Raw genomic sequence first — 25,356 nt, 5'->3', positions numbered from 1 at the left:
CAAGTTGAAGCGACTAGAATTAGACTACATATGTCTATTTAATGATAGCTGATGACACAAATTCTGCAAAAACGTGCGCCTGCATTAAACTTACGTGCGGGTACGCTTGCACGGCAATTGATTGAAAAAGAAGGTCTACAGGCCAGCGCTGTTGATATTGTTCCCGGTGCCGCAGGTGGCCCCAAAGGAATTGGCATTCAAGGGCTGGACCAAGCCATTTTTGGTGATTTTTTTGCCCAAGCCCCGCAGCGTAGAACGCTCATTGGCTCTTCCATTGGCAGTTGGCGTTTTGCCAGCATTTTGGCGTGGGGCGCCAAAGAAGGGACCGAACGCCTGTCCGATTTGTATACCCAGTTATATTTTCATAAAAAAATGTCACGCCAACAAGTCGGTGATATTTGTCAGAATATGTTGATCGAGCTGATTCAAGGTCAGCAACAACAATTAATTGAGCACCCCAATTACCATCTGGCGGTAATTTCCATTAAAGCCCAGCATATTTTTCAAAGTGATCAGGCTTTGCCATTATTGGCTTCCGTGGCCGGCATTATCGGCAGCAATGCACTGGGGCGTAAGCACAATCGATTGTTTATGCAGCGCGTGATTAGTCAACCGGCATCCGGTCAGCAATTTCAAGTTGACGATGATTTTGTCACCCATTATCAGACCTTAAACCGCGAAAACGTCACGCCTTGGCTGATGGCATCGGCTTCCATTCCCGGCGTGATGGCGGCCATTCGAGATATTCCAGATGCACCGCAAGGCAGTTATCGCGATGGCGGACTGATTGATTATCATATTGATCTGCCATTTCAAAGCCAAGGAATTGTGCTGTATCCGCATTTTACTGACCGCATTACACCGGGCTGGTTCGATAAAATGTTTAAAAAGCGCAAAGCCAATCCGGAAAATCAGGCGCGTACTTTACTGATCTCGCCTTCAGCAGAATATTTACACTCCTTACCGCTAGGGCGTTTGCCCGATCGTAAGGACTTCACCTTAAAAGGTTTGGATCAAAAACAGCGCATACAGATGTGGAATCAATCTGTAGCCGAAAGCCAACGTTTAGGGGATGAGTTTTTAGAGCTGGTGGAAAAACAGAATTTTGCACCCTTGTTACAGGACTTTTAAGCATACTTAAACATGAGTAACGAATCGCATCATGCTGCTTGAAAAGGCGGCGCTGTGCGCATGTTTGAGTTTTATAGCGCCAATAGATCAGCCCTAATAGCTAGAACCGTGTTGCTACCCTTACCTGCTCTTGGCGCATGGCTAGATTTTTTTCTCAAAGCCGCACGAATCACGTACACTACAACACGGCGATTTTAATCTGCCTTTTTTAATTTTAAACATATTTATGGTGAAATGCGTATGAACAATCTGCAATGGCTCGATGAAGTAAAATTTAACGAACAAGGACTCATTCCTGCCATTGCTCAGCATCATCAAAGCGGCCGGATATTAATGGTGGCGTGGATGAATCGTGAGGCACTGACGCTAACTGCACAAAAAAATCAAGCAGTTTACTTTTCCCGTTCACGGCAGAAACTCTGGCATAAAGGCGAAGAATCAGGGCACTTTCAAACAGTGCATGAAATTCGTTTGGACTGTGATGCCGACGTCATTGTGTTACAGATTGAGCAACATGGCGGCATCGCTTGTCATACCGGCCGTGAGTCATGTTTTTATCGTAAATTGACCACCCATGGCTGGGAAATTGTCGATGCACAGCTTAAAGACCCGAGCGATATCTATACGCAAAAACCGGTTAATCGTCATACTGCAATGATGAATACTTCCACCGCACAAGCGGAACAAGTGGATGTTTTAAGCTATTTAGGACAAATGATGGCCGAGCGTAAACATGCCACTGCTGAATCCTCTTATGTGGCTAAACTCTATCACACAGGCTTAAATAAAATTTTAGAAAAAGTCGGTGAAGAAAGCTTTGAAACCGTGATTGCCGCCAAAGATTTTAAAGCTGAGGCACATGAAGACCATAAAAACGATTTGATTTATGAAGTGGCTGACCTTTGGTTTCACACCATTGTTATGCTTGGGTATTTTGACCTTGAACCGCAATTAATTTTAAATGAGTTGGCGCGTCGCCAAGGCTTATCGGGCTTGGTTGAAAAAGCCAGTCGTTCAAATTAAGTTGATGCCTGTGTCTGACGTTCAAAAGCCCAGTGCCACCCTTGAGCAAGCCATTGCCATAGACAACGCCCGTTTGGGTAAATCCTTTAAAGTGATTGCCTATGCCGGTACTGGTAAAACCACCACCTTACAAATGATCAGCGAGGCTATGCCTGAACGGCGCGGCATGTATTTGGCTTTTAACAAAGCCATTGCCAGTGAAGCGCAAAGTAAATTCCATCGCAATGTCGATTGTCGTACTTTTCACTCGCTGGCCTTTCGTAGTGTGCCGCGCGGCGTGACCGATAAACTGCGTCTACCGCGCTTAAGTCCAAGTTTTATTGCCAAAGAATATCATCTGACGCCCATCACTTTACGCCGCATGATGGGTGGACGTTATGAAAAATATGTGATGATGCCAAGCCGTTTGGCCAGTCTGGTCGCCAATGCGGTCAGCTATTTTTGCTCGACCAGTTCCAGCTATCCAGCCCCGCGCCATCTGCAAGCACCCAGCTGGTTACATCCCGATGATATTACCGCATTACAGTTGCATCTTTATCCGGCCATTGAACGGCGCTGGTTAGAATCAATTGATCCGTATCATCAAGCGGGTATTGGTCACGATATTTATCTGAAACTCTGGGCCTTGTCTGAGCCGAACATTGCCACCGATTATGTCCTGTTTGATGAAGCACAAGATGCTGACCCATTGATGCTGGGCATTTTACTGCGTCAAAAAAATACCCAAGTGATTTATGTCGGCGATGCACATCAACAAATTTATGCGTGGCGCGGTGCCATTAATGCCATGCAGCAATTGCCATTGCCAGAAACCCGTCTCACCACTTCATTTCGGTTTGGTGAAGAAATTGCCTTAAATGCCAACGCTATTTTGGGTGCACTGCATGAAACTGTACCGCTGCTTGGCAATGCCAACTTAAATTCTAAAGTGGTGAATAAACCGCACACCAAACAACGCGATGCGATTTTATGCCGTACCAATGCCCGTGCCATGGAATTACTTTTGGCCGGTTTGGTGCAAGGCGACAAAGTCAGCTTACAAGCCGATCACGTTAAATTAAATCGTTTTGTTGATGCTGCCAGTATGCTTAAACAAGGCAAACGTGTGGTCGATGTGCCCGAGCTGGCATGGTTTAATTCATGGCATGACGTACATGAATACTGTGAAACCAATGACGGCAGTGACATTAAGCCATTGGTCAAACTGGTGGATGATCATGGCACCGATCCATTAAAACGTGCCCTTGCCAAAATTAGTCCGATTGGACAAGGCGATTATATTATTTCCACTGCGCATAAGGCCAAAGGCTTAGAGTGGGATCGCGTGCATATTGAAGATGACTATCAATTTAAGCTCAATGACAAAGAACACAAAATTAGTGATGAAGAATTAAGACTGCTTTATGTGGCCTGTACCCGCGCCAAAGTCAGCTTAAATATTCATCATATTTATGATTTAGTGCAGCAACTGAAAAAGAAAATGCCGTTATCGTTACGTCAAGCACCGGCAAAGTAAGTTCAGCCACGTTGATGCTGTCGCAGCTTTATAAACATTGCAGCCATTCAACTTAAACATGCGTTGCATTTTGCTGATGTTTCACTGTAGTTCATCGCTGTTCTCGAAAGCCCATGATACGCCATCTGCTTCATGTATGTAGGCATTTACGGCAAGCGCACCGCCAGTCTGGACATCCGGCTTTAAGTTAAAGGCCATTTCAGCTCAAAAACAATGTTAAGATTTAAGTCATACTGCTGCGGTTTTTATTTGGTTAAACACTCTACGGCCACTTCGTCCGGTTAAGGGTATAATCATGCACTGCGCCTAAACTGATTGCTGTTGTTTTATTCCTGTAATAAAATCAGTGATATTCAAAATCTTATAGTAAAATCCGATTTTAGGATGACTTTTACAAGTTGCGCAACACAGCTTGTCTTTCACTATTTTTAATTCAAGTTAACTTTCAACGCTTGAAAGTATGGATGCTTTTTATGCTCCAGTAATGCTTGAACAGACCACATTCATCTTTAGGTGATTAACTCAACCTAATTCACGATAATGGATATAAGTGTGCTACCGATTATTATATTGTTACCGTTAATACTTGGCACTGCGCTTGTTTCGTGGCTGAAGAAATTTTCGCGCGGAGCAACGGCTTTAGGGGCAATTGCAGTCAGTCTCAGTAGTCTGATTCTGTTGTTAACCCAAGCCAAAGCAGTGTTTAATGGCGCCGTCATCCTGCAAAGTTGGCCATGGTTACCGCAACTCGGTATTCATTTAAGTTTCCGACTGGATGCATTAGGTCTGCTGTTTTCGCTACTGATTACCGGCATCGGCACACTCATTTACATCTATACCTATTATTATTTAAGTCCCAAAAATTCACTCAGTAAGCTCTATCTGTTGCTGATGTTATTCATGACCGCCATGCTGGGCATTTCGCTGTCAAATAATTTAATTATTCTGAGTATTTTTTGGGAACTCACCAGTATTTCATCCTTTCTTTTGGTCGGGTACTGGAGCAATTACGAAGCAGCGCAGCGCGGTTCGCGTATGGCACTGACCATCACCGGTATGGGGGGGTTGGCCATGCTGGGTGGTTTTATTCTGCTCGGTCAAATTACCGGCACTTATCAAATTGATCAAATTTTAACGATGGGTGCGCTGATTCAACAGCACAGTTTGTTTGTCCCCACCTTGCTGTTAATTTTAGTCGGGGCATTTACCAAAAGTGCCCAGTTCCCATTTCATTTTTGGCTGCCCAATGCCATGGCCGCGCCCACACCGGTGTCGGCGTATCTGCATTCCGCCACCATGGTGAAAGCCGGTATTTTCTTGCTGGCGCGCTTATCGCCGATTTTTGTCGGTGCGGCGCTGTATCATAATATTGTGACCTTTGTGGGGCTGTTGACCTTTGTGATGGCCGCCTTTTTTGCCATTTTCAAAGAAGATTTAAAAGGCCTCTTGGCCTACTCCACCATCAGTCATTTGGGTCTGATTGTGTGTTTATTGGGCATTGGCTCACCGTTGGCGATTGCTGCGGCAATTTTCCATATTATTAATCATGCCACTTTTAAAGCGGCCTTGTTTATGATTGCCGGTATCATCGACCATGAAACGGGTACCCGTGATTTACGTAAACTCAGTGGGTTGTGGCAATTATTACCCTTTACCGCCACACTGACCATGATCACCGCAGCCGCGATGGCCGGCGTACCGCTGACCAATGGTTTTCTATCTAAAGAGATGTTTTTTACCGAATTGGTGGCCAATCTGTCAGGGCCAGTACTGATTTTTGCAGCGATCTTGGCCACATTGGCCGGCGTATTTGCCGTCACCTATTCCATTCGTTTGGTACATGGCGTGTTTTTTGATGGCCCGATTGGCCTACAAGTTCCGAATAAAGAGGCACATGAACCGGCTTTTGGTATGCGCGCACCGGCCACTATTTTGGCCACACTGTGTATTTTAGTCGGTATTGCACCTGCACTTTTAGTAGAACCGATTGTCAATGCCAGTACCCGTGCCAGCACGCAAATCACCGATTTCTCTGGCGTACATTTAGCCCTTTGGCATGGTTTTAACGGGCCATTGGTCATGAGCCTGATTGCCATTGGCGGCGGCCTGCTGCTGTATTTCATATTGGCTAAAAATGGCAAACTTCGTGAGATTGATCTAGACCGCAACTTAGGCAAACTGCAAGGCAAAATTTTATTCGAATTATTTTTAAAGCAGTTATTGTTGATCTCTCGAAAAATCAAACGCAAAACTGAAAATGGCTCATTACAAAACTATTTAATGTGGATTGTTTTGTTTACCGGTGCGCTGCTGAGTATTCCGCTGTTTAACCAAGGTTTAAGCACCGGAACGCGCGAGCTAACCCATGCGCCAGCGATTGCCATCGTACTGTGGCTGTTACTGTTTAGTGCCTGTTGGATGATGTTATGGTTTCATCATGAGCGCATTAAAGCAGTACTGATCAGTGGTGCCGTCGGTCTGGTGGTGACCATGGTGTTTGTGACCTTGTCGGCGCCCGATTTAGCACTGACTCAAATTACAGTCGATGTGGTGACCACCGTTTTATTGTTAATGAGCTTGTCTTTATTACCGCAGTTGACGCCTTATGAATCAAGTATTTCACGGCGCTGGCGCGATGCACTCATTGCCATTGGTGGCGGACTCGGCATCGGTTGGATTAGCTGGCTCATCTTAACCCGTGATCACAATTCAATCTCATGGTTCTTCATGCAGCAATCCATTCCACTGGGCGGCGGCACCAACGTGGTGAATGTGATTTTGGTCGATTTCCGTGGCTTCGATACCTTTGGTGAAATCACGGTGTTGGGTATTGCCGCACTGGGCACCTTGTGTTTAATGGATGGCATGCGTGCACATGGCACCACCATTACCCCCGGTTTAACCTATCGTTTTAACCCCTCCCCGCTGATGTTCAGAATTACCGCGTCGTGGGTCTTGCCCTTGGCCTTGGTGGTTAGCCTGTATATTTTCTTGCGCGGACACAACTTACCCGGCGGTGGATTTATTGCCGGTTTAATTACCGCATTGGCACTGCTGATTCAATATATTGCACTAGGTCAAGATCAAGCCGAACAACTACTCAAAGCCAAATCGGGTCGTTTATACGAAATTTGGATTGGCAGCGGTTTAGTCATTGCCGGATGTACCGGTTTAGCCGCTTGGTTATGGGGACGACCTTTTTTAACCAGCGCACACATCTATATTTCGCCACCGATTTTGGGTGAAATGCACTTGGCTTCGGCTGCACTGTTTGATGTCGGGGTTTATGTCACCGTGGTCGGTGCGACCATGCTGATGATCTCGGTACTCGGCGATTCACGTCACTCCAGTATGGCCGGTCCCGTGCTGAAAGAGGATGTTTCATGATTAGTCTTGAATTTTTATTGGCCTCTGCTATCGGCTTACTGATTGCTACGGGCATTTATCTCATATTACGTGCTCGTACTTTTCCTGTGGTGTTGGGTCTGGCGATGATTGGCTATGCGGTCAACTTATTTTTGTTTGCCATGGGACGCATTCAAGTGAATGCGCCCGCCGTATTGACTGAAACCACCAAGGCCACTGACCCTTTGCCACAAGCCTTGGTGTTAACAGCCATTGTGATTGGTTTTGCCACTACGGCTTTTATTGTGCAACTGGCACTGCGCAGCCGCTATGAAAGCGGCACCGACCATGTCGATTCTAAAGAAAACATTACCGCGATTGACCCGCGTGAGGATGAGCCTTAATGAATGCTGTCATCCAATTTTGGACTGCGCATAGCCCTATTTTTAGTATCCTAATTCCAGCGTTTACTGCTTTTTTATTGGTGCTGTTGGGCAACCCCGGCGCAACGGCCTTATCACACGATTGGCGTCAACCTTGGCGCCGCGGCATCAGTTATGTCTCATGTGTTTTAGGGTTAAGCACCGCACTGCTGTATCTGATTTCGGCCAGTACAGGGCACATTACGGTCTACAATTTAGGGGAGTGGTCTGCGCCTTTTGGGATTGTATTGGTGCTAGATCAGTTGTCTGCACTGATGTTGGTGCTCACCTATAGCCTTGCCAGCATTATTTTATGGTTTGCAAGCTCAGATTGGGATGCGCGTGGCCGTTATTTTCATGTCATGTTCCATCTATTGTTAATGGGTCTATGCGGTGCATTTTTAACTGGCGATTTATTTAACTTATTTGTATTTTTTGAAATCTTATTGATGGCCTCATATGTCTTGTTGGTGCATGGCCAAGGCAAAGCACGTTTCCAACTCGGCATTCATTATGTCACCATCAATTTATTGGCTTCTGCACTGTTTTTGATTGGCTTAGGCATGATTTATGGCAGTGTCGGCAGCTTAAATATGGTCGATGTGGCGCGTTTAATTCCCCTCTTAGAACCCGATCAACATAAACTTGCCGTGGCTGGCGGCTTATTGCTGCTGGTGGTGTTTGGGATTAAAGCCGCTATGCTGCCTTTGGGCTTTTGGTTGCCCAAAACCTATGCCGTGGCCACCACGCCGGTGGCAGCCATGTTCACCATTATGACCAAAGTGGGTATTTATGCCATTTTACGGATTAATGGCACAGTTTTTAGCGATGATTTAAGCCACGCCATTTTGGTCAGTTGTTTACTGCCGTTGGGGTTAATCACCTCCGTGTATGGCGTGATTGGTGCCATTGGTGCAGAACGCTTACGCCGTTTTGTCGGCTTTATGATTTTATCTTCCATTGGCACCTTGCTGATTGCCATCTCATTGTTTAACACCTTGGCATGGGCCGCGGCTTTATATTATTTGGTGCACAGCACCTTAATTGGCGCAGTATTTTATCTGGTCGCCGGTTGGATTACCTCACAGCGCGGAGCATTTAAAGACCATTTTCAAGTTTCACCGCAGATGAAGCAACATAAAATACTGTCGTTGGTGTTTTTACTGATTGCGCTGATTATGGCTGGCTTACCACCCTTTAGTGGTTTTTTGGGCAAAGTGTTTATCTTACAAGCCACAGCAGGCTCGCCGCATCAAGGATTGATTATTGCGACCTTATTAATCGTCAGTTTACTCAGCATTTTGGCCTTTACGCGCATTGGTTTTATTCTGTTTTGGCGCGCCACCAAACCAAAAGTCAATCCAGAGAGCGCTGAATTTAAGCTGTATCAAGGTTTACCTGAGCAGGCACCAGCACGCAATGACACAACCGTCTATCTGTTGCTGACAGGCTTGGTGCTCTATAGCGTCTGTGCCGGTCCAATCCAACAGTATATGTTTCAAACTGCGGCACAAATACAAAAACAGGATTTATATGAGCGCAGTATCTTAAAACAAGATAATCTCAACCAAGTGATTAGTGTGCAACCGTACGATCCGGAAAACCTGCCTGAAACCCAATATGGCGGTGAAACAATCGATCCAAATGCAGCGCTCATTCCGTATATTATTTCTAACAACACTCTACACGGTGAGCATATTTCACCCTATAAACACCGGCAGATTGAACAACATACCTCGCAGCCTATACACGCTGATGATGCGCAACTTAAACCAGTGGAGCCGTAATATGCAAAAAATAGCGTTTTGGCAAACGTGGTTACCGCATCCGGTGGTGTCAATTCTTGTGGCGCTCAGTTGGATCATGCTGGCACACAGTTTAGATGCAGCAACGCTACTGATGGCGGCACTACTGGCGGTATTCATTCCACGCTTAGTCGATCCTTTTCTCACCAGTACACCCAATATTGATTGGCGAGCAGCGTTAAAATTATTTGTGGTGGTGCTGTGGGATATTATTGTCTGCAATGTCAAAGTGGCCAAATTGGTGCTGGGCCCAACGCGCAACTTACAACCGAAATGGTTCCGCGTTCCGCTGGACTCGCAACATGAACAGGTCAATGTATTATTGGCCATGATCATTACCACCACACCAGGCACTGTCAGTGCAGGCATCGATCAAGATCGTGGTGATATTTTGGTACATGCTCTCAGTAGTGACAATGCAGAGCTCGATATTCAAGACATTAAAAATCGTTATGAACGCCCATTGATGCAAATTTTTAATGTGCCATTAGGAGAACAGCAATGAGCATTTTACCTTATGCCCTTGGTATTTGTATGCTGGCCATTACCGTTTCTATGTTGCTTTGTTTGGTTCGTTTGGTGATGGGCCCTTCTATTGTCGATCGTCTGTTAGCGCTCGATACGTTATTTCTCAATGCCACCTGTTTGATTGTGGTGTTGGGTATTTATTGGGCCAGCGCCTCAGTCTTTGAAGGTGCTTTATTGGTGGCGATGCTGGGTTTTGTGTCCACTGCCGCGCTGGCACGTTATTTTACCAGCGGCCATGTTATGGATTAGGAAGGACACACAATGCAACTTGTAATGGAAATTCTGGTCTCTATTTTTTTACTGATTGGCGCATTTTTTATTTTGGTCGGCGGAATCGGTATGGTTCGTCTACCAGACTTATTTATGCGACTGCATGCCCCGACCAAATCGAGTACATTGGGTCTCGGCAGCTTTTTAATTGCGGCTATTCTTTTTGCCGCGATGAATGGCCGTTTCGGTTTCGCCGAAATTCTCATTACCTTATTGGTTTTTATTACGGCACCGGTTTCCGCCAATTTGATGGCACAAGCAGCGCTGCATTTACGCTTACGCTCTACCGGCGGTGAAGTGCCGGAAGCTTTAGAACGCCCTCTGCCTTGGCAGCGCCACCGAACACGTCGTCCCGTGCAAAAAAAATAACATGACTGCCCTGCCGCTGTTGCGGCCTGTATTCTCTGCAGCAGCAATTGCTTTGATGCGATAAAATTTCCATCCAAATACGCTCAAAACCATGACATCGAGCATAAAAAATTCTAATCTACTACGCGTCAACCATGCCTACACAATGCGCTTGGTTCGGATTCTCATTCACCCATGCGCTCTTTTTAAGCTCAACAATTTCTGATGTATCACTATATGCACTTATTCGACTTAGATGCAGGGCGTATAAATCATACTTTTATCCTAAATTTTAGATATGCGCCAATCAACAAACCTCTCTTAATTTCAGCTAAGCTCAGCAGCATAATCCTGTTGAAAACAGCTAAATCAAAATAAAAAAAGCCACCCGAAGGTGGCTTTTTGGCATACAGCTTGCGCCGTATTAATTATTCATTCTCTGGTTTTGCATCATCAGTAACCGGTGGTAAGTCCTTCACTGCTTCTGCAATCAGACCAAACATATAGTTACCATAGGCATTGGTTTTGTCATAATGGAAACGCAAACGCGGCGTGACACGTGTCTTAATACGACGACCCAATTCATGACGTAAGAAACCAGCAGCACCATTCAGTACAAATAAAGTTTCTTTATTGGCCACTTCACTTTGTTCATCGCCCAATTCACGACCCATGATGGTGACATAAACTTCGGCATATCCTAAGTCTGCACTAACCTTCACCGCAGAGATGGTCACCAGACCACCTAAGCGTGGATCTTTAAGCTCTTGACGAATCAGTTCTGACAACTCACGCTGTACTGTATCGCCCATACGCTTAAGACGCTGACTACCCGCCATTAAAGACTCCGTTTAATCAATTGCACATCATAAACTTCGATTTTATCGAGTGCTTTGATGTCTTTATAACCTTTCACGGCTAAACCACATTCCATACCGGCACGAACTTCTTCGACCACTTCTTTATAACGACGAAGTGATTCAAGTTCACCTTGGAACACCACCACATCATCACGAAGAACACGGATTGGTTTATTACGATGCAACATACCTTCAAGTACCATACAGCCTGCAGCTGCACCAAATTTACTTGAGTGGAATACTTCACGTACTTGCGCTACACCTAGAATCGTCTCACGATGTTCAGGTGCAAGCTTACCGCTCATTGCCGCTTTTACATCATCAATCAATTCATAAATGATGCTGTAGTAACGAATATCAATGCCGTCTGCATCTGCTTTTTGACGTGCAGTAGTATCCGCACGAACGTTAAAGCCAAGCAATACAGCTTCAGAAGATTCAGCTAAGGTCACGTCAGATTCAGTGATTGCACCAACTCCTGAACCAATCACACGAACGCGAACTTCATCCGTGGCCAATGCGCTTAATGCAACCGTTAAGGCTTCCAACGTACCACGTACATCAGTTTTGAGTACCACATTCACATAAGGCACATCTTTTTTGCCCATCGATGCCATGATATTTTCTAAACGCATCGCACTTTGACGCTCAAGACGTTTTTCACGTTCACGAGACATACGCGCATCAGCAACTTCACGTGCTTTTTTCTCATCGTTGACAACAAGAACTTCATCACCTGCCATTGGCGCTTCAGGTAGACCTAAAATTTCCACTGGAATTGAAGGACCCGCGGATTGAATGCGTTTACCATTTTCATCCACCATCGCACGAACACGACCGTAAGATGAACCAGCAAGCACCAAGTCACCGACATTCAACGTACCATTTTGTACCAGAATAGACGCCACTGCACCACGATCTTTATCGACACGTGCTTCAATGACCACACCTTGTGCAGCACCTTCTTCAGAGGCTTTTAATTCAAGCATTTCTGATTGGATTAAAATAAGATCGAGAAGCTCATCAATGCCTTGACCAGAATGCGCTGAAACCATGGCGATTGGTACATCACCACCCCATTGTTCAGGCACGATTTGTTTGGTGGTCAATTCAGTCATCACGCGATCTGGATCAGCAGATTCTTTGTCCATCTTATTGATGGCAACAATGATCGGCGTACCGGCAGCACGTGCATGATCAATGGCTTCTGCAGTTTGTGGCATAACACCATCATCTGCTGCAACAACCAACACCACAATATCAGTGGCTTTTGCACCACGTGAACGCATTGAGGTAAACGCGGCATGTCCTGGGGTATCTAAGAACGTGATAATACCTTTATCCGTTTTTACATGATACGCACCAATATGCTGGGTAATCCCACCTGCCTCGCCCGCTGCCACTTTGGTGCGACGAATACGGTCAAGCAATGAGGTTTTACCATGGTCAACGTGACCCATAATCGTCACAACTGGTGCACGAGTGGTTTGAACGCCACGCGCTTCTTCAGCCGCTTCCATTAAGTTATCTTCGGCTTGTGTATCAGATACACGAACTGGGTTATGACCCATTTCTTCAACCACAAGTGCCGCCACATCTTGCTCAATTGCTTGATTTTGCGTAACCAATTCGCCCATTTTCATAAGCGATTTAATAACTTCACGTACCTTGATGGCCATTTTTTGTGCCAAATCGGCAACAACAATGGTTTCACCAATTTCAACATCATAAACCTGTTTCTTCACCGGCTTTTCAAAACCATGCTTATCAGACTGACTGGTTTTTAAGCCACGTTTATGCTGGTTACTGCTAAACGATTTTTCTTCTTGACCACGACGTCCGCCTTTCTTCGGTGCACGCGTGCTGGGGGTATTGCTACCACGTTTAATTTCACGGTCTTCTTTGGCAAATGAATCTTCATACGCCTGACCCACAAGGCCAGCAGCCAACGGAGAATCATCCACGACACGAATGGTCGCAGTGGTATCTTCAGCCGTGTACTTAGAAGCCATTTGACGCATTTGTTCAAGCGTACGTTGTTGACCTTCTTCCGCTGATTTACGACGTGCTGCTTCTTCAACTGCTTTTAATTGAGCAGATTGCGCTTCACGTACTTTCTTTTGTTCTGCGGTTTCAGTGATTTTAACCGTTTGTTTAACAATCGGTTTGTTATTGGATTTACGCGTTACCACAACAGCAGCTTTAGAAACTTCTTGCTTTGCAGTGACTTGCTTTGCAGCCGCACGCATTGCTTCTAAATTTTGTGTCGCTTTCGATACGCCTGATTGTTTGTTGGCATCTACAGATGCAGCCGCTTTCGGTTCAACTGCTGCAGTAGTTGCAACTTTTTGACCTTGTGCTTTTGCCAATGCTTCAGCTCTAATTTGTTCAGGGTCCGGCTTGGTAAATGTATGCTTCTTGCGAACTTCTACATTAATGGTTTTCGCCTTACCTGAGGTACTTGCTACTTTAGCAGTACTGGTTGTTTTACGTTTCAACGTGATTTTTCCTGCATGCCCATCGTCTTGGCCATGAATTTTCTTCAAATGACTAACGAGGGTACTTTGTTGTTCAGTGGAAATAATATCATCAGCTTTACGTTGCGGTAAACCTGCATCACGAACCTGCTCTAGGAGCTTCTCAACTGGACTTGCTACGCTGAGAGCTAACTCTTTAATCGACTTGTCCGTCATATATTTCCTCCTAGTTAAACCATGATTCGCGCGCTTTCATAATGAGTTGGCCTGCTTTTTCAGCACCTAAACCTTCAATATCTTCAATATCGTCAGTCGCTTGGTCTGCCAAATCATCTACTGTTACCACACCGCGAGCAGCGAGTGCATACGCGATTTCCTGAGTCATTCCGTCCATTGCAACAAGTTCTGCACTTGGATCTTGGATGTTTTCTTGTTGTTTTAAAGCATCGGCCAATGTAATTTCTTTTGCACGGCTTTGCAATAATTCAACAGTGTCTTCATCTAACTCAATTTCATCGAATGTTTCAGCTGGAACATAAGCAATTTCTTCTAAAGAAGTAAAGCCCATTTCAACCAAAGCCATCGCCAAATCTTCTTCAATATCTAGACGACTTACAAACATGTCTAAATACTGTTGAGCTTCATTTTGTTGACGCGCATAAAACTCTTCTTCGAGCATCATATCCAATTTGTAGCCTGTTAATTCAGACGCCAAACGGACATTTTGACCTTGTGAGCCAATGGCACGCGCCAATTGATCGGTCGCTGCGAAAATGATGGTGGCACTATGAGCATCTTCATCAATCACGATGCTTGATACATCAGCCGGCTCTAAAGCACTGGCGATGTACTGCGCCGGATCATCCGACCACACCACAACATCAATACGCTCACCATTTAACTCTGATTGCACGGCTTGGATACGTGTACCACGCATACCAATACATGCACCAACAGGATCAATACGATGATCGTTGGTTTTCACCGCGATTTTAGCACGAACACCCGGTTGACGGGCAGCGGCTTTAATCTCGATGATTTCTTCAGAGATTTCTGGAATCTCTTTTTTCATCAACGCCATCAACATTTCAGGACGTGCGCGAGTTAACAATAACTGTGCGCCGCGACCTTCACGATTCACACCATATAAAATAGCGTTCATACGTTGTTTAGGACGAAGAATCTCTTTTGGAATCATCTCTTCACGTGAAAGATAGGCTTCAGCATTTTCACCTAAGTCAATAATAAAGCCATCTTTGGTTTGTTTTTTCACTTCACCGTAGATGAGTTCACCGACTTTAGATTCATACGCGTCTGCAATCAGCGCACGTTCCGCTTCACGAATTTTTTGCACAATCACCTGTTTGGCAATTTGTGCTGCAATTCGACCAAAATCAATCGATTCAACTTCAAGTTCACGAATGTCACCGATTGACCACTGTTCAGGGTCTAAGTCAGAAATTGCATCCTGACACGCGGGCATTTCATGATCTTCATCGGCCACCACTTCCCATTGACGGAAAGTACGGTAATCGCCAGTTTTACGATCAATCTCAACACGTAACTCTGCTTCTTCTGCGTGAGTGCCTTCGTAAAATTTCTTTTTCGTCGCGGCAACTAAAGCTTGTTCAAGCGCTTCAAAAATTGCATCACGACTTACACCTTTTTCGTTACTAACCGTTTCTACTACGGTAAGAATTTCACGAGCCATAAGTCACCTATTCGTTCAGATTCTTATTTATGGAATGAATTAATCTTGATAGATCAAATTGGATTTGTCGATGTTATGACTGTCTATTTCAAGTATCTGTTGGTTATCGACTTCAACTTGAATCATTTCAGTCTCAAGATCCACTGCAATGAGTTTCGCTTGAAATTTACGACGATTATCTACCGCGCTAATTAGACGTAAAGCAATCTGTTGTCCGATATAAGCTGGCATTTGGCTCAATTGAAAGAATGGACGATCCCAGCCCGGAGAAGAGACTTCAAGGGAATATTCGCCCGAGATTGGATCATGGACATCAAGCATTGCGCCTACTTGCTGCGTTACGCGAACACAGTCTTGTACGCCAATACCTTGACCTTCTACAAGCTCACCTTCTTCATTCATGACAGGTTGCGTGTTGTTTTGGTTGGCTTTGTCAATATAGATACGCAATAAAGAACGTTTACCTTGAGGAACAAAATCGATACCCCAAAGATCTACATTACAAGCTTGCACTGCAGGAGCGATTAGGTCTTGAAGTGCTTGGGTTTTATTTGATAGCTTCATTTACTCTCGTCATTGTTGTGCGATTCAATGGTCAATGTGACCAGTTCAGACTAACTCAACTATATTAGTAGTGAAACATGACAATTTGACCAATGGATGTCGACACTACACGATAGCCAATAAAAAAGGGCGTAATCGCCCCTGTGTACACAGAAAAACCAAAGTCCACTGTGCAAAAAGGCCCACCATGTTTGTGAGCCTTTTAGAAACTTGGTAGCGGGAGCTGGATTTGAACCAACGACCTTCGGGTTATGAGCCCGACGAGCTACCAGACTGCTCCATCCCGCAACAACGTGCAAAAATTATATACAATTCACTGAGTGTTTTCAATCAAAAACTTCTCAAAGATTGCTTGATTAAGTTGCACCTCAATCAAAAGTGGTAGCGGGAGCTGGATTTGAACCAACGACCTTCGGGTTATGAGCCCGACGAGCTACCAGACTGCTCCATCCCGCATCGACCTGTAAAAATTCAATCATCATTTAAATATATTTTAAATGACCTATTTAGTTTACCTCTAAATAGTATTGGTAGCGGGAGCTGGATTTGAACCAACGACCTTCGGGTTATGAGCCCGACGAGCTACCAGACTGCTCCATCCCGCATCAACAGATTTGCTGCACACACCAACTTATGTTCTGGATTACAAGTTGGTGCGGAAGGGGGGACTTGAACCCCCACGCCCGAAGGCACTACCACCTCAAGGTAGCGTGTCTACCAATTCCACCACCACCGCAGCTGTGTCGCATTCTAGTCGTATCATCTGCAAAAAGAAAGGACTAAATCGCCTTATTCTGCGCTTTTTGGTGCAACTGGTGAAGTTTCACCCAACGCAGCCGGTGCAGTAGTCGTGCTTTGTACTGACTTTAAGCTATAGGCATCCGTGGTTTGTCGTTTGGCAAACACGGCCAAGCTTAAACTGGTGATAAAAAATAGTGCCGTTAAAACAGCAGTTAAGCGTGTTAAGAAATTCGCGGAACCTGAAGCACCAAACACCGTTGCTGCTCCGCCACCACCAAATGATGCGCCTGCATCTGCACCTTTACCGTGCTGCACCAGAATCAAGACAATCATTAAAACGGCTAAGATAATATGTATTACCAGCACAAAAGTTTGCATGCTGAACTCCTAATTATTTTGTATTTGCAAATGCCTGAGCAATTTCGTAAAAAGATTCAGCAGTTAACGATGCACCACCGACCAGCGCACCATTGATATCTGGACAGGCCGCCAACTCTACTGCATTTTCAGCTTTAACACTACCGCCATATAAAATGGCCATACTCGGGCCAAACGGGGTAATTTGGGTCAACCCTTGGCGGATTTTAGCATGCATGGCTTGCGCATCTGCTGGGGATGCAGTTTTACCGGTACCAATGGCCCAAATCGGCTCATACGCCACCACCACCTTCTGCCATTGCTGCGCAGTCACCACCGCGGCAATATCACAAATTTGCTGCAATACCACCTGCTCTGCTTGACCATTGTCACGCTGCGCTAAACTCTCACCGACACAGTAAATAACGGTTAGACCTGCATTGAGTGCATGTTTAACTTTTTCATTGAGCATGGCCGGAGTTTCTGCAAAAATTTCGCGGCGTTCTGAATGTCCAATCAAGACACATTCAATACGATGATCCACCAACAATTCAGCACTGACTTCACCGGTATAGGCACCGGTTCCGGCAATAGCTGAGACATCTTGTGCGACGCTATAAACTGCGCGCACTGAATCTGCCAACTGTGCTTGAACTTCAGCCAGAGCCAGCAAAGTGGGCGCGACCGCCAAATAACAGTCTTCTTGTTTAATTTCATTCTTTTGCAATAATTTTTTAAAACCACTTACCAAGGCCTGAGCCTCTGCCTGCATTGGGTTCATTTTCCAATTGCCGACAACCCAAGGAGTAATAGCCGAACCCGACATACAGTAACCTATTAAAAACAATTCAATAAACCGCGCATATTCTACACGGAATTTAAGTGGGTTTAGATAATTTTTCGCAGGCCCTTTATTCCATTTTTATTTTTTATCATCCATGCTCTAATGAGTGCAGCAAAAACCTTCACCTGTAATTACGACTGGTTCAAAGTTTTACCTAATATTAAGCAGATGGCGGCATTTTCAGATTTGGTATTTTTATCGAACAAAAGTATAATTTAAAGATACCAATTATAAACAAATCGATTTAGTAGGCATATGAAAGCATGGCAGCATTGAACGGTTCACCTAGATTTACAGGTTTCATTCGACGTTTGGTTGAAGAGGGCTTCGTTTCTGCTGAAAATATGCAGAATGCAATCATAGACGCCAAAAAAGCCAATCAAGATATTGTGCCTTTCCTAATTGATCAATTAAAAATTCCCTCACTGCAAATTGCCGAGAAAATTTCACAAGAATTTGGTGAGCCGCTGTTTGATTTAAGTGTTTACGATTCCGCTCAAATCATTCGTGAAGGTATCGATGAAAAGCTGATTAATAAGCATCGCATTTTACCGATTTTTAAACGTGGCAATTTACTGTATATCGCCACCAGCAATCCCACCAATATGGATGCGATGGATGCAATTCGCTTCAGCAGTAAAATGAACATTGAAGCGGTGATTGTAGAACACCACATCTTACAAAAATTAATTGAAAACAACTTTGCCCAAGCTGACAGCTTTGAATTTTCTGATGACGACATTGATTTAGATTTAGGCGTCGAAGACTTAACCCAAAAACAAGATGATGAAAATGAACAACAGGCAGATGAAGCACCAATTGTTAAATATATTAATAAATTGCTGATTGATGCCATTCGTATGGGCGCCTCCGACTTACACTTTGAACCGTACGAAAAAAGCTATCGAGTGCGCTACCGTGTCGATGGTGTACTGCGTCAAATTGCCAACCCACCGTTACAGTTGGCCACACGTTTAGCTTCACGCTTAAAAGTAATGTCGCAAATGGATATTTCTGAAAAGCGCCTCCCTCAAGATGGCCGTATTAAACTTAAACTCTCCAAAACCAAAGCCATCGACTTTCGTGTTAACTCATTGCCAACTTTGTTTGGTGAAAAATTAGTTCTGCGTATTTTAGATCCCTCCAGCGCTATGCTGGGGATTGATGCCTTAGGTTATGAGCCTGCGCAAAAAGAATTATTTATGCAGGCCTTGGATAAACCTCAAGGCATGCTGCTGATCACTGGACCGACTGGTTCAGGTAAAACCGTTTCACTGTATACCGGTCTGAATATTCTCAACCGTGAAGATATCAATATTTCAACCGCGGAAGATCCGGTCGAGATTAACTTAGAAGGCATTAATCAGGTAAACGTGAATGCCAAAGTGGGCCTGACCTTCTCTGCGGCGTTAAAATCTTTCTTACGTCAAGATCCAGATATTGTAATGGTCGGTGAGATTCGAGATTTAGAAACTGCCGAAATTGCCATTAAAGCGGCGCAAACCGGCCATATGGTGATGTCGACGTTGCACACCAACAGTGCGCCCGAGACGTTAACCCGTTTACGCAATATGGGCGTGCCATCGTTTAATATTGCAACTTCGGTCAACTTGGTGATTGCGCAGCGACTAGCACGACGCTTATGTGCACAGTGTAAAGAACTGGCAGATATTCCAGACAGCAGTTTATTGGAAATGGGCTTTACCGCAGAAGATCTCAAAGATCCAGATTTTCATGTGTATCAACCTGTGGGATGTGCAGAATGCCGCGAAGGCTATAAAGGTCGCGTGGGGATTTATGAAGTAATGAAAGTCACACCTGAAATTTCAAAAATTATTATGGAAGATGGCAATGCAATTGAAATTGCAGCAGCATCGGCAAGATTGGGGTTTAATAATTTACGACGTTCAGGATTAATCAAGGTCATGCAAGGGGTAACTTCTCTTCAAGAAGTCAATCGTGTGACCAGTGAATAAAGCAAGCATTTAAAAATAAGGATAAATTCATGGCGGTTAAAAAAGCACAAATGATGCCCACCTTTGCTTATGAAGGGATTGACCGTAAAGGGGCAAAACTTAAAGGGGAATTACCGGCACGTAATATGGCGCTGGCCAAAGTGACCTTACGTAAGCAAGGCATTACCATTAAGACCATTCGAGAAAAGCGCAAAAATATTCTTGAAGGCTTAATGAAAAAAAAGGTCTCCACAACAGATATCACGATTTTCACCCGTCAATTGGCCACGATGATGAAAGCCGGCGTACCTTTGGTACAAAGTTTTGAAATCGTCGCTGAAGGACTGGAAAATCCGTCGATGCGCGAAGTGGTGTTGGGGATTAAAGGCGAAGTGGAAGGCGGTAATACTTTCGCCGGTGCACTGCGTAAATATCCACAGTATTTTGACAAGCTTTTTTGTTCATTGGTTGAATCCGGTGAGCAGTCCGGTGCGTTAGAGACCATGCTCGATCGCGTGGCCATCTACAAAGAAAAAAGTGAATTGTTAAAGCAAAAAATTAAGAAAGCCATGAAATATCCAGCTGCAGTCGTGGTTGTGGCCTTAATTGTAACCATTATTTTGATGGTCAAAGTGGTGCCTGTTTTCCAAGATTTGTTTAGCTCATTTGGTGCAGATTTACCGGCATTTACCAAAATGGTGGTCAATATGTCGGAATGGATGCAAAAGTATTGGTTCATTTTAATTATTGCGATTGGTTTTATGATTGCCGGTTTTATGGAAGCCAAAAAACGCAGTAAAAAATTTCGAGATTTTCTCGATAAAGCCGCACTCAAAGCACCTATTTTTGGTGATTTGATCTATAAATCGATTATTGCACGTTTTAGTCGAACTTTAGCCACCACCTTTGCTGCCGGTGTACCGCTGATTGATGCTTTGGAGTCGACCGCAGGTGCCACCAACAACTGTGTGTATGAAGAAGCAGTCATGAAAATTCGTGAAGATGTCTCTACCGGTCAACAATTGCAATTTGCCATGCGCGTCACCAATCGATTCCCCTCTATGGCCGTACAAATGGTCGCCATTGGTGAGGAATCGGGTTCACTGGAAGATATGTTAGATAAAGTCGCCACTTATTTTGAAAATGAAGTTGATAATGCGGTAGATGGTTTAACCTCGATGATGGAACCGTTGATTATGGCCGTACTGGGCGTGCTGGTGGGTGGTTTGGTCATTGCCATGTATCTACCAATCTTCCAAATGGGTTCTGTGGTCTAAATGCAAGAATTAATCAATTATTTTATCGCAACCCCCACAGCCCTCTACATTGCAGTGGGGCTGCTGGGCTTATGTATCGGCAGCTTTTTGAATGTGGTGATCTACCGCACACCGAAGATGATGGAACAAGAATGGCGGCACGACTGTCAGATGTTATTGCATCCTGAACAAGCACTGATTGATCAATCAAAATTAACCTTGAGCAAACCGGCATCGACCTGTCCAAAGTGTCACAGCGCGATTCGTTGGTATCAGAATATTCCCGTCTTCAGTTGGTTAATATTGCGCGGTCGATGCGCCAGTTGCCAAAACCCGATCAGTATTCGCTATCCGTTAATTGAGCTATTAACCGCCATTTGCTCCTTGGTGATTGCCCTCGTGTTTGGTGCCAGTCTGCAAATGTTATTTGGCCTGCTACTGACTTGGACTTTGATTGCATTAACCTTTATCGACTTCGATACTCAACTGCTGCCCGATCGTTACACTTTAACCTTGGCCGCTTTGGGGTTGGCAGTCAATAGTTATGCAATTTACACCTCGCCTACGGCTGCAATCTGGGGCTATATTATTGGCTTCCTATGTTTATGGATTGTCTATTACCTGTTTAAAATTGTGACCGGCAAAGAAGGCATGGGCTATGGCGACTTTAAACTGCTGGCAGCATTAGGTGCATGGATGGGGCCGTTGATGCTGCCGCTGATTGTGCTGCTTTCATCGTTGGTGGGTGCAATCATTGGCATTATTTTGTTGAAAATTCGCAAGGAAAATAAAGCCTTTGCTTTTGGCCCATATATTGCCATTGCCGGTTGGATTGCCTTTATTTGGGGTGAGCCGATTATGAAAGCCTACTTGGGTCAATAAGATTAAGGAAATCCATGCATTTTATTTTGGGCTTAACGGGTGGTATTGGCAGTGGTAAATCTGCGGCCAGCGCATGGTTTGAACAGCAAGGCATTACGGTGGTAGATGCCGATATTATCGCACGTGACATTGTTGAAAAAGATCAACCCGCCTTACAGCAAATTCATGCCGCTTTTGGGGATGAGATTTTATTAGACAATGGTGAGCTTAATCGGGCGGCTCTACGTAAACAGATTTTTAATGACAGCAATGCACGCAAAACGCTAGAGCGCATCACCCATCCGGCGATTCGCCAAGCAATTATTCATCAGCTCAACAGTGCGACCAGTCCATATGTGGTGCTGGTCTCCCCGCTTTTGTTTGAAACCAATCAGCATCAACTCACCGATCACACCTTATTGATTGATGCCGATGAGGCTTTACAAATTGAGCGTGCCGGTCAACGCGATGGTCAGTCGATTGCGCAAATTCAGCAAATTATTCAGGTACAAATGCCGCGACAACAAAAGCGCGCTTTGGCCGATGATATTGTGCTCAATGATGGTCATCTTGAATATTTGTATGATCAACTCAAGCCGCTGCATCAAGCCTACTTACAGCGTTAACAATTAAAAAAGCAGTCATTTAGACTGCTTTTTTTGTTGCTCTAGTCGCTGCTGTAAACTGTCTTTATGCATCAACCAACGCCACGGCTGTAAGGCACCAAAAGCCATACCGAGTAGGCCACACATAATTGCTGGGCTTAACGGCTCACCCAACAGCGGTACGGCCAAAATAGCCGCCATAAACGGCGCAAGGGTAACAATACTGCCTGTTTTAAACGCACCAAGCCGCTTGATGGCTTCGACATAAGCCAAAGTTGCGATAATCACCACAAAAATGCCATGAAAAATCACCTGTCCGAATAAATGTATCGGAGTCGGTGTGCTCAGATTTTTCGGTAAAAAAAGCATATAAATGGGGACATAGACGATGGCAGACCAAATGGCGACACCGGCCATGGAATGCCAAGCGGAGAGTTTCCAGTGCCGCAATAACACCGTAAAAACGCCCCACCAAATGGCGCTGATAAAAAATAGTCCATCACCGAGGCCAAAGGCCACGCCGGTTTCTTGGTACATTAAGACACTCATGCCAGCGACGGCGCTCAGCATAATCAGCAAGCTCAGCCAAGTATGTCCATCGAAAGCCTCTTTAAACAACAGCCAAGCTGCAACGGCGGTACACAGCGGCACAAAGCCATTGAGAAAAATAGCGGCGTGCGCAGCCGGCACATAATGAAATGCCGTGTAAGAGGTGAGACAGTAACCGACCCCACCAATCATCGCCAATAAAAAAGGCTCTTTATGCCATAAAAAAGCGGTGTCTTTTTTGTAGATTAAAATAGGCATTAAAATACAAAACGCCAGTGCAAAACGCAGTGCGGTAATATCCCAAGCACTGATCCCCCACTGCGCATTTAAACGCGAACTTAAAGTGAATCCACCCCAAATAACCATGGTAATGGCGACAAAAAGATAGCCTTGCGACCGCGGTGACATAACCAATAACCTTTAAAATTGAATCTATGAATTTATACGTTACGTTGGCGACAGGCTTCATATAACGCCATGCCAGTTGCCACACTGACATTTAAGCTTTGTAAGTTACCCGCCATCGGAATATAGACGGCCTGATCACACTGCGCCTGCGTAATTGGACGTAAACCGGTATCTTCTGCACCCATCACCACACAGACACCTGTACCGGTAAAATCAAATTGTTGCAGTGGTAATGCATGCTCATCCAACATGGTACCGACTACACGCACATTAAATTCATCTTTAATATTATTGAGAGTGCGCGCCAAATTGGTCACTTGAATGAATTTAACTTTCTCCGCACCGCCCGCAGCAATTTTACGTGCAGTTGGGGTAAGGCTCGCTGAACGATCACGCGGTACAATTACCGCTTCCACGCCCATTGCCGCCGCTGTACGAATACAGGCGCCTAAATTGTGTGGATCGGTGACTTGATCTAACGCCAACAATAAAGCCTGTGGATTGTGCTTCAGTAGATCGTGTAGATCTTCTTCATTTAACACGGGATGAGCGCGAACTGCTGCCACTACACCTTGATGAAACGGTTGACCGGCCAATTTTTCCAGTTTTTCACGACTGGCTTGCTGCACACTAATTCCAAATGGATCGGCCAAGGCCAACACATTTTTTAACCGCAGATCATCACGACCTTTGAGAGTGAATAAAGTCAGTACACGCTCTGGCTCAAGCTCAAGTAATGACTCCACCGAGTGAACGCCATAAAAATATTCTGTTTTTGCCATGAACGGCCTCTGAAAAATAATCAAAATTGAGAAAAAAGAAAAATCCTGCAAAGCTGACTTTACAGGATTGATGTTTAAATCTAGTTTAACTGATTCAGGCTAAAATTTCTTGGCCTTAATCCACGTTGTCTTAGCCTTCTAGGTGACAAACGTAATCGAGCACTTCATCGGTTTCGATTCTAAAACGACTGTTACCGGGCACATAAAAAGATTGGCCGGCACGAAATAATTCGCTTTCTTCTTTGTCGGCAATATAAACCCGACATTCCCCAGAAATAATTTCCATGCGTTCAGGTACATGTGTTTCAAAGGTCAGTGCTTGTTCGGTCGGAAGAATCACTCCCAAGGTTTTTTTGGTACCGTCTTCAAATTGTACGGTATGACTAATACATGACCCACCGAAATAAACGTTCGATTTTTTGATAACAGAAACGTGATCAAACTGATTTGACATGCGTATTCTCCAGATAATGCGCATTTATAGTTTTTGATAGATGAAGTTTAAAGGCCAGCCATTCACTCATCCATCGCTGTTTCATACAGATAAATCTATCCATCTTCAATTTTTGCAGATGTTTTTTTGCATAAATAACAGGAAGATTTAAGCTATTTCGCCAAAGTCTAAAACATGTACGAGATAAGCACAAATATGTTTTTGTTTATCGTCGACGAAAGTTTTTTTTAGCGCTTTTATACAGATGATTTAGACCAAGGCGCGGCTGATAAATCCCCCCGATTCAGCCCAGTTCAACAGCGTTTTGTGATTGAAGCGCAGTTAAATCCGTTTCAATTTGCTATACATTAATCCCTATTTCCGATCATATTTTCTGTGATTTGAAATAGATAAACGGCGGTAAGTTTCAATAATGTTCTGAATGGGTGGTTTGGGTTGGCTCGAAGGTCACACAGGTAGTTTCATGTTGAGGTGCAATATCAGGTAAAATAACCAGCGTCTTGTGACCAAAACAAAATATCACTATCTTAGACTCAAACCTTTC

22 protein-coding genes and 4 tRNA genes are annotated in these 25,356 nt (G+C 44.6%); 13 read left to right on the top strand and 13 right to left on the bottom strand.

Going from position 1 to position 25,356, the window contains the following annotated elements; translation table 11 throughout:
* Positions 1-51: 51 nt before the first annotated feature.
* The 9 genes from SE27_RS03230 (at position 52) to SE27_RS03190 (ending at position 10,409) form a co-directional block, all read left to right on the top strand.
* On the top strand, positions 52-1,131 hold the full coding sequence (locus SE27_RS03230; RefSeq protein ID WP_039620810.1) for a patatin-like phospholipase domain-containing protein: 1,080 nt from the start codon (positions 52-54) through the stop codon (positions 1,129-1,131).
* Between the two features lie 240 nt (positions 1,132-1,371).
* A complete protein-coding gene (gene hisIE / locus SE27_RS03225) occupies positions 1,372-2,154 on the top strand; it encodes a bifunctional phosphoribosyl-AMP cyclohydrolase/phosphoribosyl-ATP diphosphatase HisIE (protein ID WP_039620808.1) in 783 nt (260 codons plus the stop codon).
* 10 nt (positions 2,155-2,164) lie between these two features.
* Positions 2,165-3,670: a UvrD-helicase domain-containing protein gene (locus tag SE27_RS03220; protein ID WP_039623775.1), complete on the top strand. Its 1,506-nt coding sequence runs from the start codon at positions 2,165-2,167 to the stop codon at positions 3,668-3,670.
* Positions 3,671-4,210: 540 nt separating this feature from the next.
* Positions 4,211-7,057, top strand: coding sequence for a monovalent cation/H+ antiporter subunit A (locus SE27_RS03215; protein WP_039620806.1), 2,847 nt, complete (start codon positions 4,211-4,213; stop codon positions 7,055-7,057).
* Positions 7,054-7,419 carry a Na+/H+ antiporter subunit C gene (locus tag SE27_RS03210; RefSeq protein WP_039620804.1) on the top strand — a complete coding sequence of 122 codons (366 nt, stop codon included), beginning with the start codon at positions 7,054-7,056 and terminating at the stop codon, positions 7,417-7,419. The genes SE27_RS03215 and SE27_RS03210 overlap by 4 nt, the downstream gene beginning before the upstream one ends.
* Positions 7,419-9,224, top strand: coding sequence for a monovalent cation/H+ antiporter subunit D (locus tag SE27_RS03205; RefSeq protein ID WP_039620802.1), 1,806 nt, complete (start codon positions 7,419-7,421; stop codon positions 9,222-9,224). Before SE27_RS03210 ends, SE27_RS03205 begins: the two co-directional genes overlap by 1 nt.
* Position 9,225: 1 nt before the next feature.
* Positions 9,226-9,747, top strand: a complete 522-nt coding sequence (locus tag SE27_RS03200) for a Na+/H+ antiporter subunit E (RefSeq protein WP_039620800.1) — start codon at positions 9,226-9,228, stop codon at positions 9,745-9,747.
* Positions 9,744-10,019: a monovalent cation/H+ antiporter subunit F gene (locus tag SE27_RS03195; protein ID WP_039620797.1), complete on the top strand. Its 276-nt coding sequence runs from the start codon at positions 9,744-9,746 to the stop codon at positions 10,017-10,019. Before SE27_RS03200 ends, SE27_RS03195 begins: the two co-directional genes overlap by 4 nt.
* A gap of 12 nt (positions 10,020-10,031) precedes the next feature.
* Entirely contained in the window at positions 10,032-10,409 is a 378-nt protein-coding gene (locus SE27_RS03190; RefSeq protein ID WP_039620796.1) for a Na+/H+ antiporter subunit G, read from the top strand.
* Positions 10,410-10,816: 407 nt separating this feature from the next.
* On the opposite strand, the gene SE27_RS03185 is transcribed toward SE27_RS03190, so the two are convergent.
* The 10 genes from SE27_RS03185 to tpiA form a co-directional block, all read right to left on the bottom strand.
* Positions 10,817-11,227 (bottom strand): ribosome-binding factor A, encoded by a 411-nt coding sequence (locus SE27_RS03185; protein ID WP_039620794.1) that lies wholly within the window; start codon positions 11,225-11,227, stop codon positions 10,817-10,819.
* Positions 11,227-13,941, bottom strand: a complete 2,715-nt coding sequence (infB, locus tag SE27_RS03180) for a translation initiation factor IF-2 (RefSeq protein ID WP_039620792.1) — start codon at positions 13,939-13,941, stop codon at positions 11,227-11,229. Before infB ends, SE27_RS03185 begins: the two co-directional genes overlap by 1 nt.
* A gap of 10 nt (positions 13,942-13,951) precedes the next feature.
* The gene (gene nusA / locus SE27_RS03175) at positions 13,952-15,436 is read right to left on the bottom strand and encodes a transcription termination factor NusA (protein ID WP_039620791.1); all 1,485 of its coding nucleotides are present in this window, start codon (positions 15,434-15,436) and stop codon (positions 13,952-13,954) included.
* Positions 15,437-15,475: 39 nt separating this feature from the next.
* Complete coding sequence (gene rimP / locus SE27_RS03170; protein ID WP_039620789.1) at positions 15,476-16,000, bottom strand: ribosome maturation factor RimP; 525 nt, start codon at positions 15,998-16,000, stop codon at positions 15,476-15,478.
* Positions 16,001-16,211: 211 nt separating this feature from the next.
* Positions 16,212-16,288: transfer RNA gene (locus tag SE27_RS03165), tRNA-Met, on the bottom strand.
* A gap of 91 nt (positions 16,289-16,379) precedes the next feature.
* Positions 16,380-16,456, bottom strand: a tRNA-Met gene (locus tag SE27_RS03160).
* A gap of 72 nt (positions 16,457-16,528) precedes the next feature.
* Positions 16,529-16,605: transfer RNA gene (locus SE27_RS03155), tRNA-Met, on the bottom strand.
* Between the two features lie 46 nt (positions 16,606-16,651).
* A tRNA-Leu gene (locus tag SE27_RS03150) sits at positions 16,652-16,736 on the bottom strand.
* 53 nt (positions 16,737-16,789) lie between these two features.
* Positions 16,790-17,119 (bottom strand): preprotein translocase subunit SecG, encoded by a 330-nt coding sequence (gene secG, locus SE27_RS03145; RefSeq protein WP_039620787.1) that lies wholly within the window; start codon positions 17,117-17,119, stop codon positions 16,790-16,792.
* Positions 17,120-17,132: 13 nt separating this feature from the next.
* Positions 17,133-17,924, bottom strand: coding sequence for a triose-phosphate isomerase (gene tpiA / locus SE27_RS03140; protein ID WP_039620785.1), 792 nt, complete (start codon positions 17,922-17,924; stop codon positions 17,133-17,135).
* A gap of 281 nt (positions 17,925-18,205) precedes the next feature.
* Between tpiA and pilB the strand changes: the two genes are divergently transcribed.
* Genes pilB through coaE form a run of 4 tightly spaced genes read left to right on the top strand, consistent with a single transcriptional unit; the run spans position 18,206 to position 22,640 of the window.
* The gene (pilB, locus tag SE27_RS03135) at positions 18,206-19,918 is read left to right on the top strand and encodes a type IV-A pilus assembly ATPase PilB (RefSeq protein WP_039620783.1); all 1,713 of its coding nucleotides are present in this window, start codon (positions 18,206-18,208) and stop codon (positions 19,916-19,918) included.
* A 29-nt stretch (positions 19,919-19,947) separates the two neighbouring features.
* Entirely contained in the window at positions 19,948-21,174 is a 1,227-nt protein-coding gene (locus SE27_RS03130; RefSeq protein ID WP_039620781.1) for a type II secretion system F family protein, read from the top strand.
* Positions 21,175-22,035 (top strand): prepilin peptidase, encoded by an 861-nt coding sequence (locus tag SE27_RS03125; RefSeq protein ID WP_039620779.1) that lies wholly within the window; start codon positions 21,175-21,177, stop codon positions 22,033-22,035.
* Positions 22,036-22,049: 14 nt separating this feature from the next.
* Complete coding sequence (coaE, locus tag SE27_RS03120) at positions 22,050-22,640, top strand: dephospho-CoA kinase (RefSeq protein WP_039620777.1); 591 nt, start codon at positions 22,050-22,052, stop codon at positions 22,638-22,640.
* 15 nt (positions 22,641-22,655) lie between these two features.
* Here the strand turns inward: coaE and SE27_RS03115 are convergent, their stop codons facing one another.
* The 3 genes from SE27_RS03115 to ppnP form a co-directional block, all read right to left on the bottom strand.
* Positions 22,656-23,576 carry a DMT family transporter gene (locus tag SE27_RS03115; RefSeq protein ID WP_039620775.1) on the bottom strand — a complete coding sequence of 307 codons (921 nt, stop codon included), beginning with the start codon at positions 23,574-23,576 and terminating at the stop codon, positions 22,656-22,658.
* A gap of 32 nt (positions 23,577-23,608) precedes the next feature.
* Positions 23,609-24,358 carry a 23S rRNA (guanosine(2251)-2'-O)-methyltransferase RlmB gene (gene rlmB / locus SE27_RS03110; RefSeq protein ID WP_039620773.1) on the bottom strand — a complete coding sequence of 250 codons (750 nt, stop codon included), beginning with the start codon at positions 24,356-24,358 and terminating at the stop codon, positions 23,609-23,611.
* Positions 24,359-24,488: 130 nt separating this feature from the next.
* Positions 24,489-24,812: a pyrimidine/purine nucleoside phosphorylase gene (gene ppnP / locus SE27_RS03105; protein WP_039620771.1), complete on the bottom strand. Its 324-nt coding sequence runs from the start codon at positions 24,810-24,812 to the stop codon at positions 24,489-24,491.
* Between the last annotated feature and the right edge of the window lie 544 nt (positions 24,813-25,356).

It is taken from the genome of Acinetobacter harbinensis, assembly GCF_000816495.1.
GTDB classification, from domain to species: Bacteria; Pseudomonadota; Gammaproteobacteria; order Pseudomonadales; family Moraxellaceae; genus Acinetobacter; species Acinetobacter harbinensis.
Note: the sequence above shows the minus strand (reverse complement) of the source record. Positions and strands in the feature narration are given on the sequence as shown.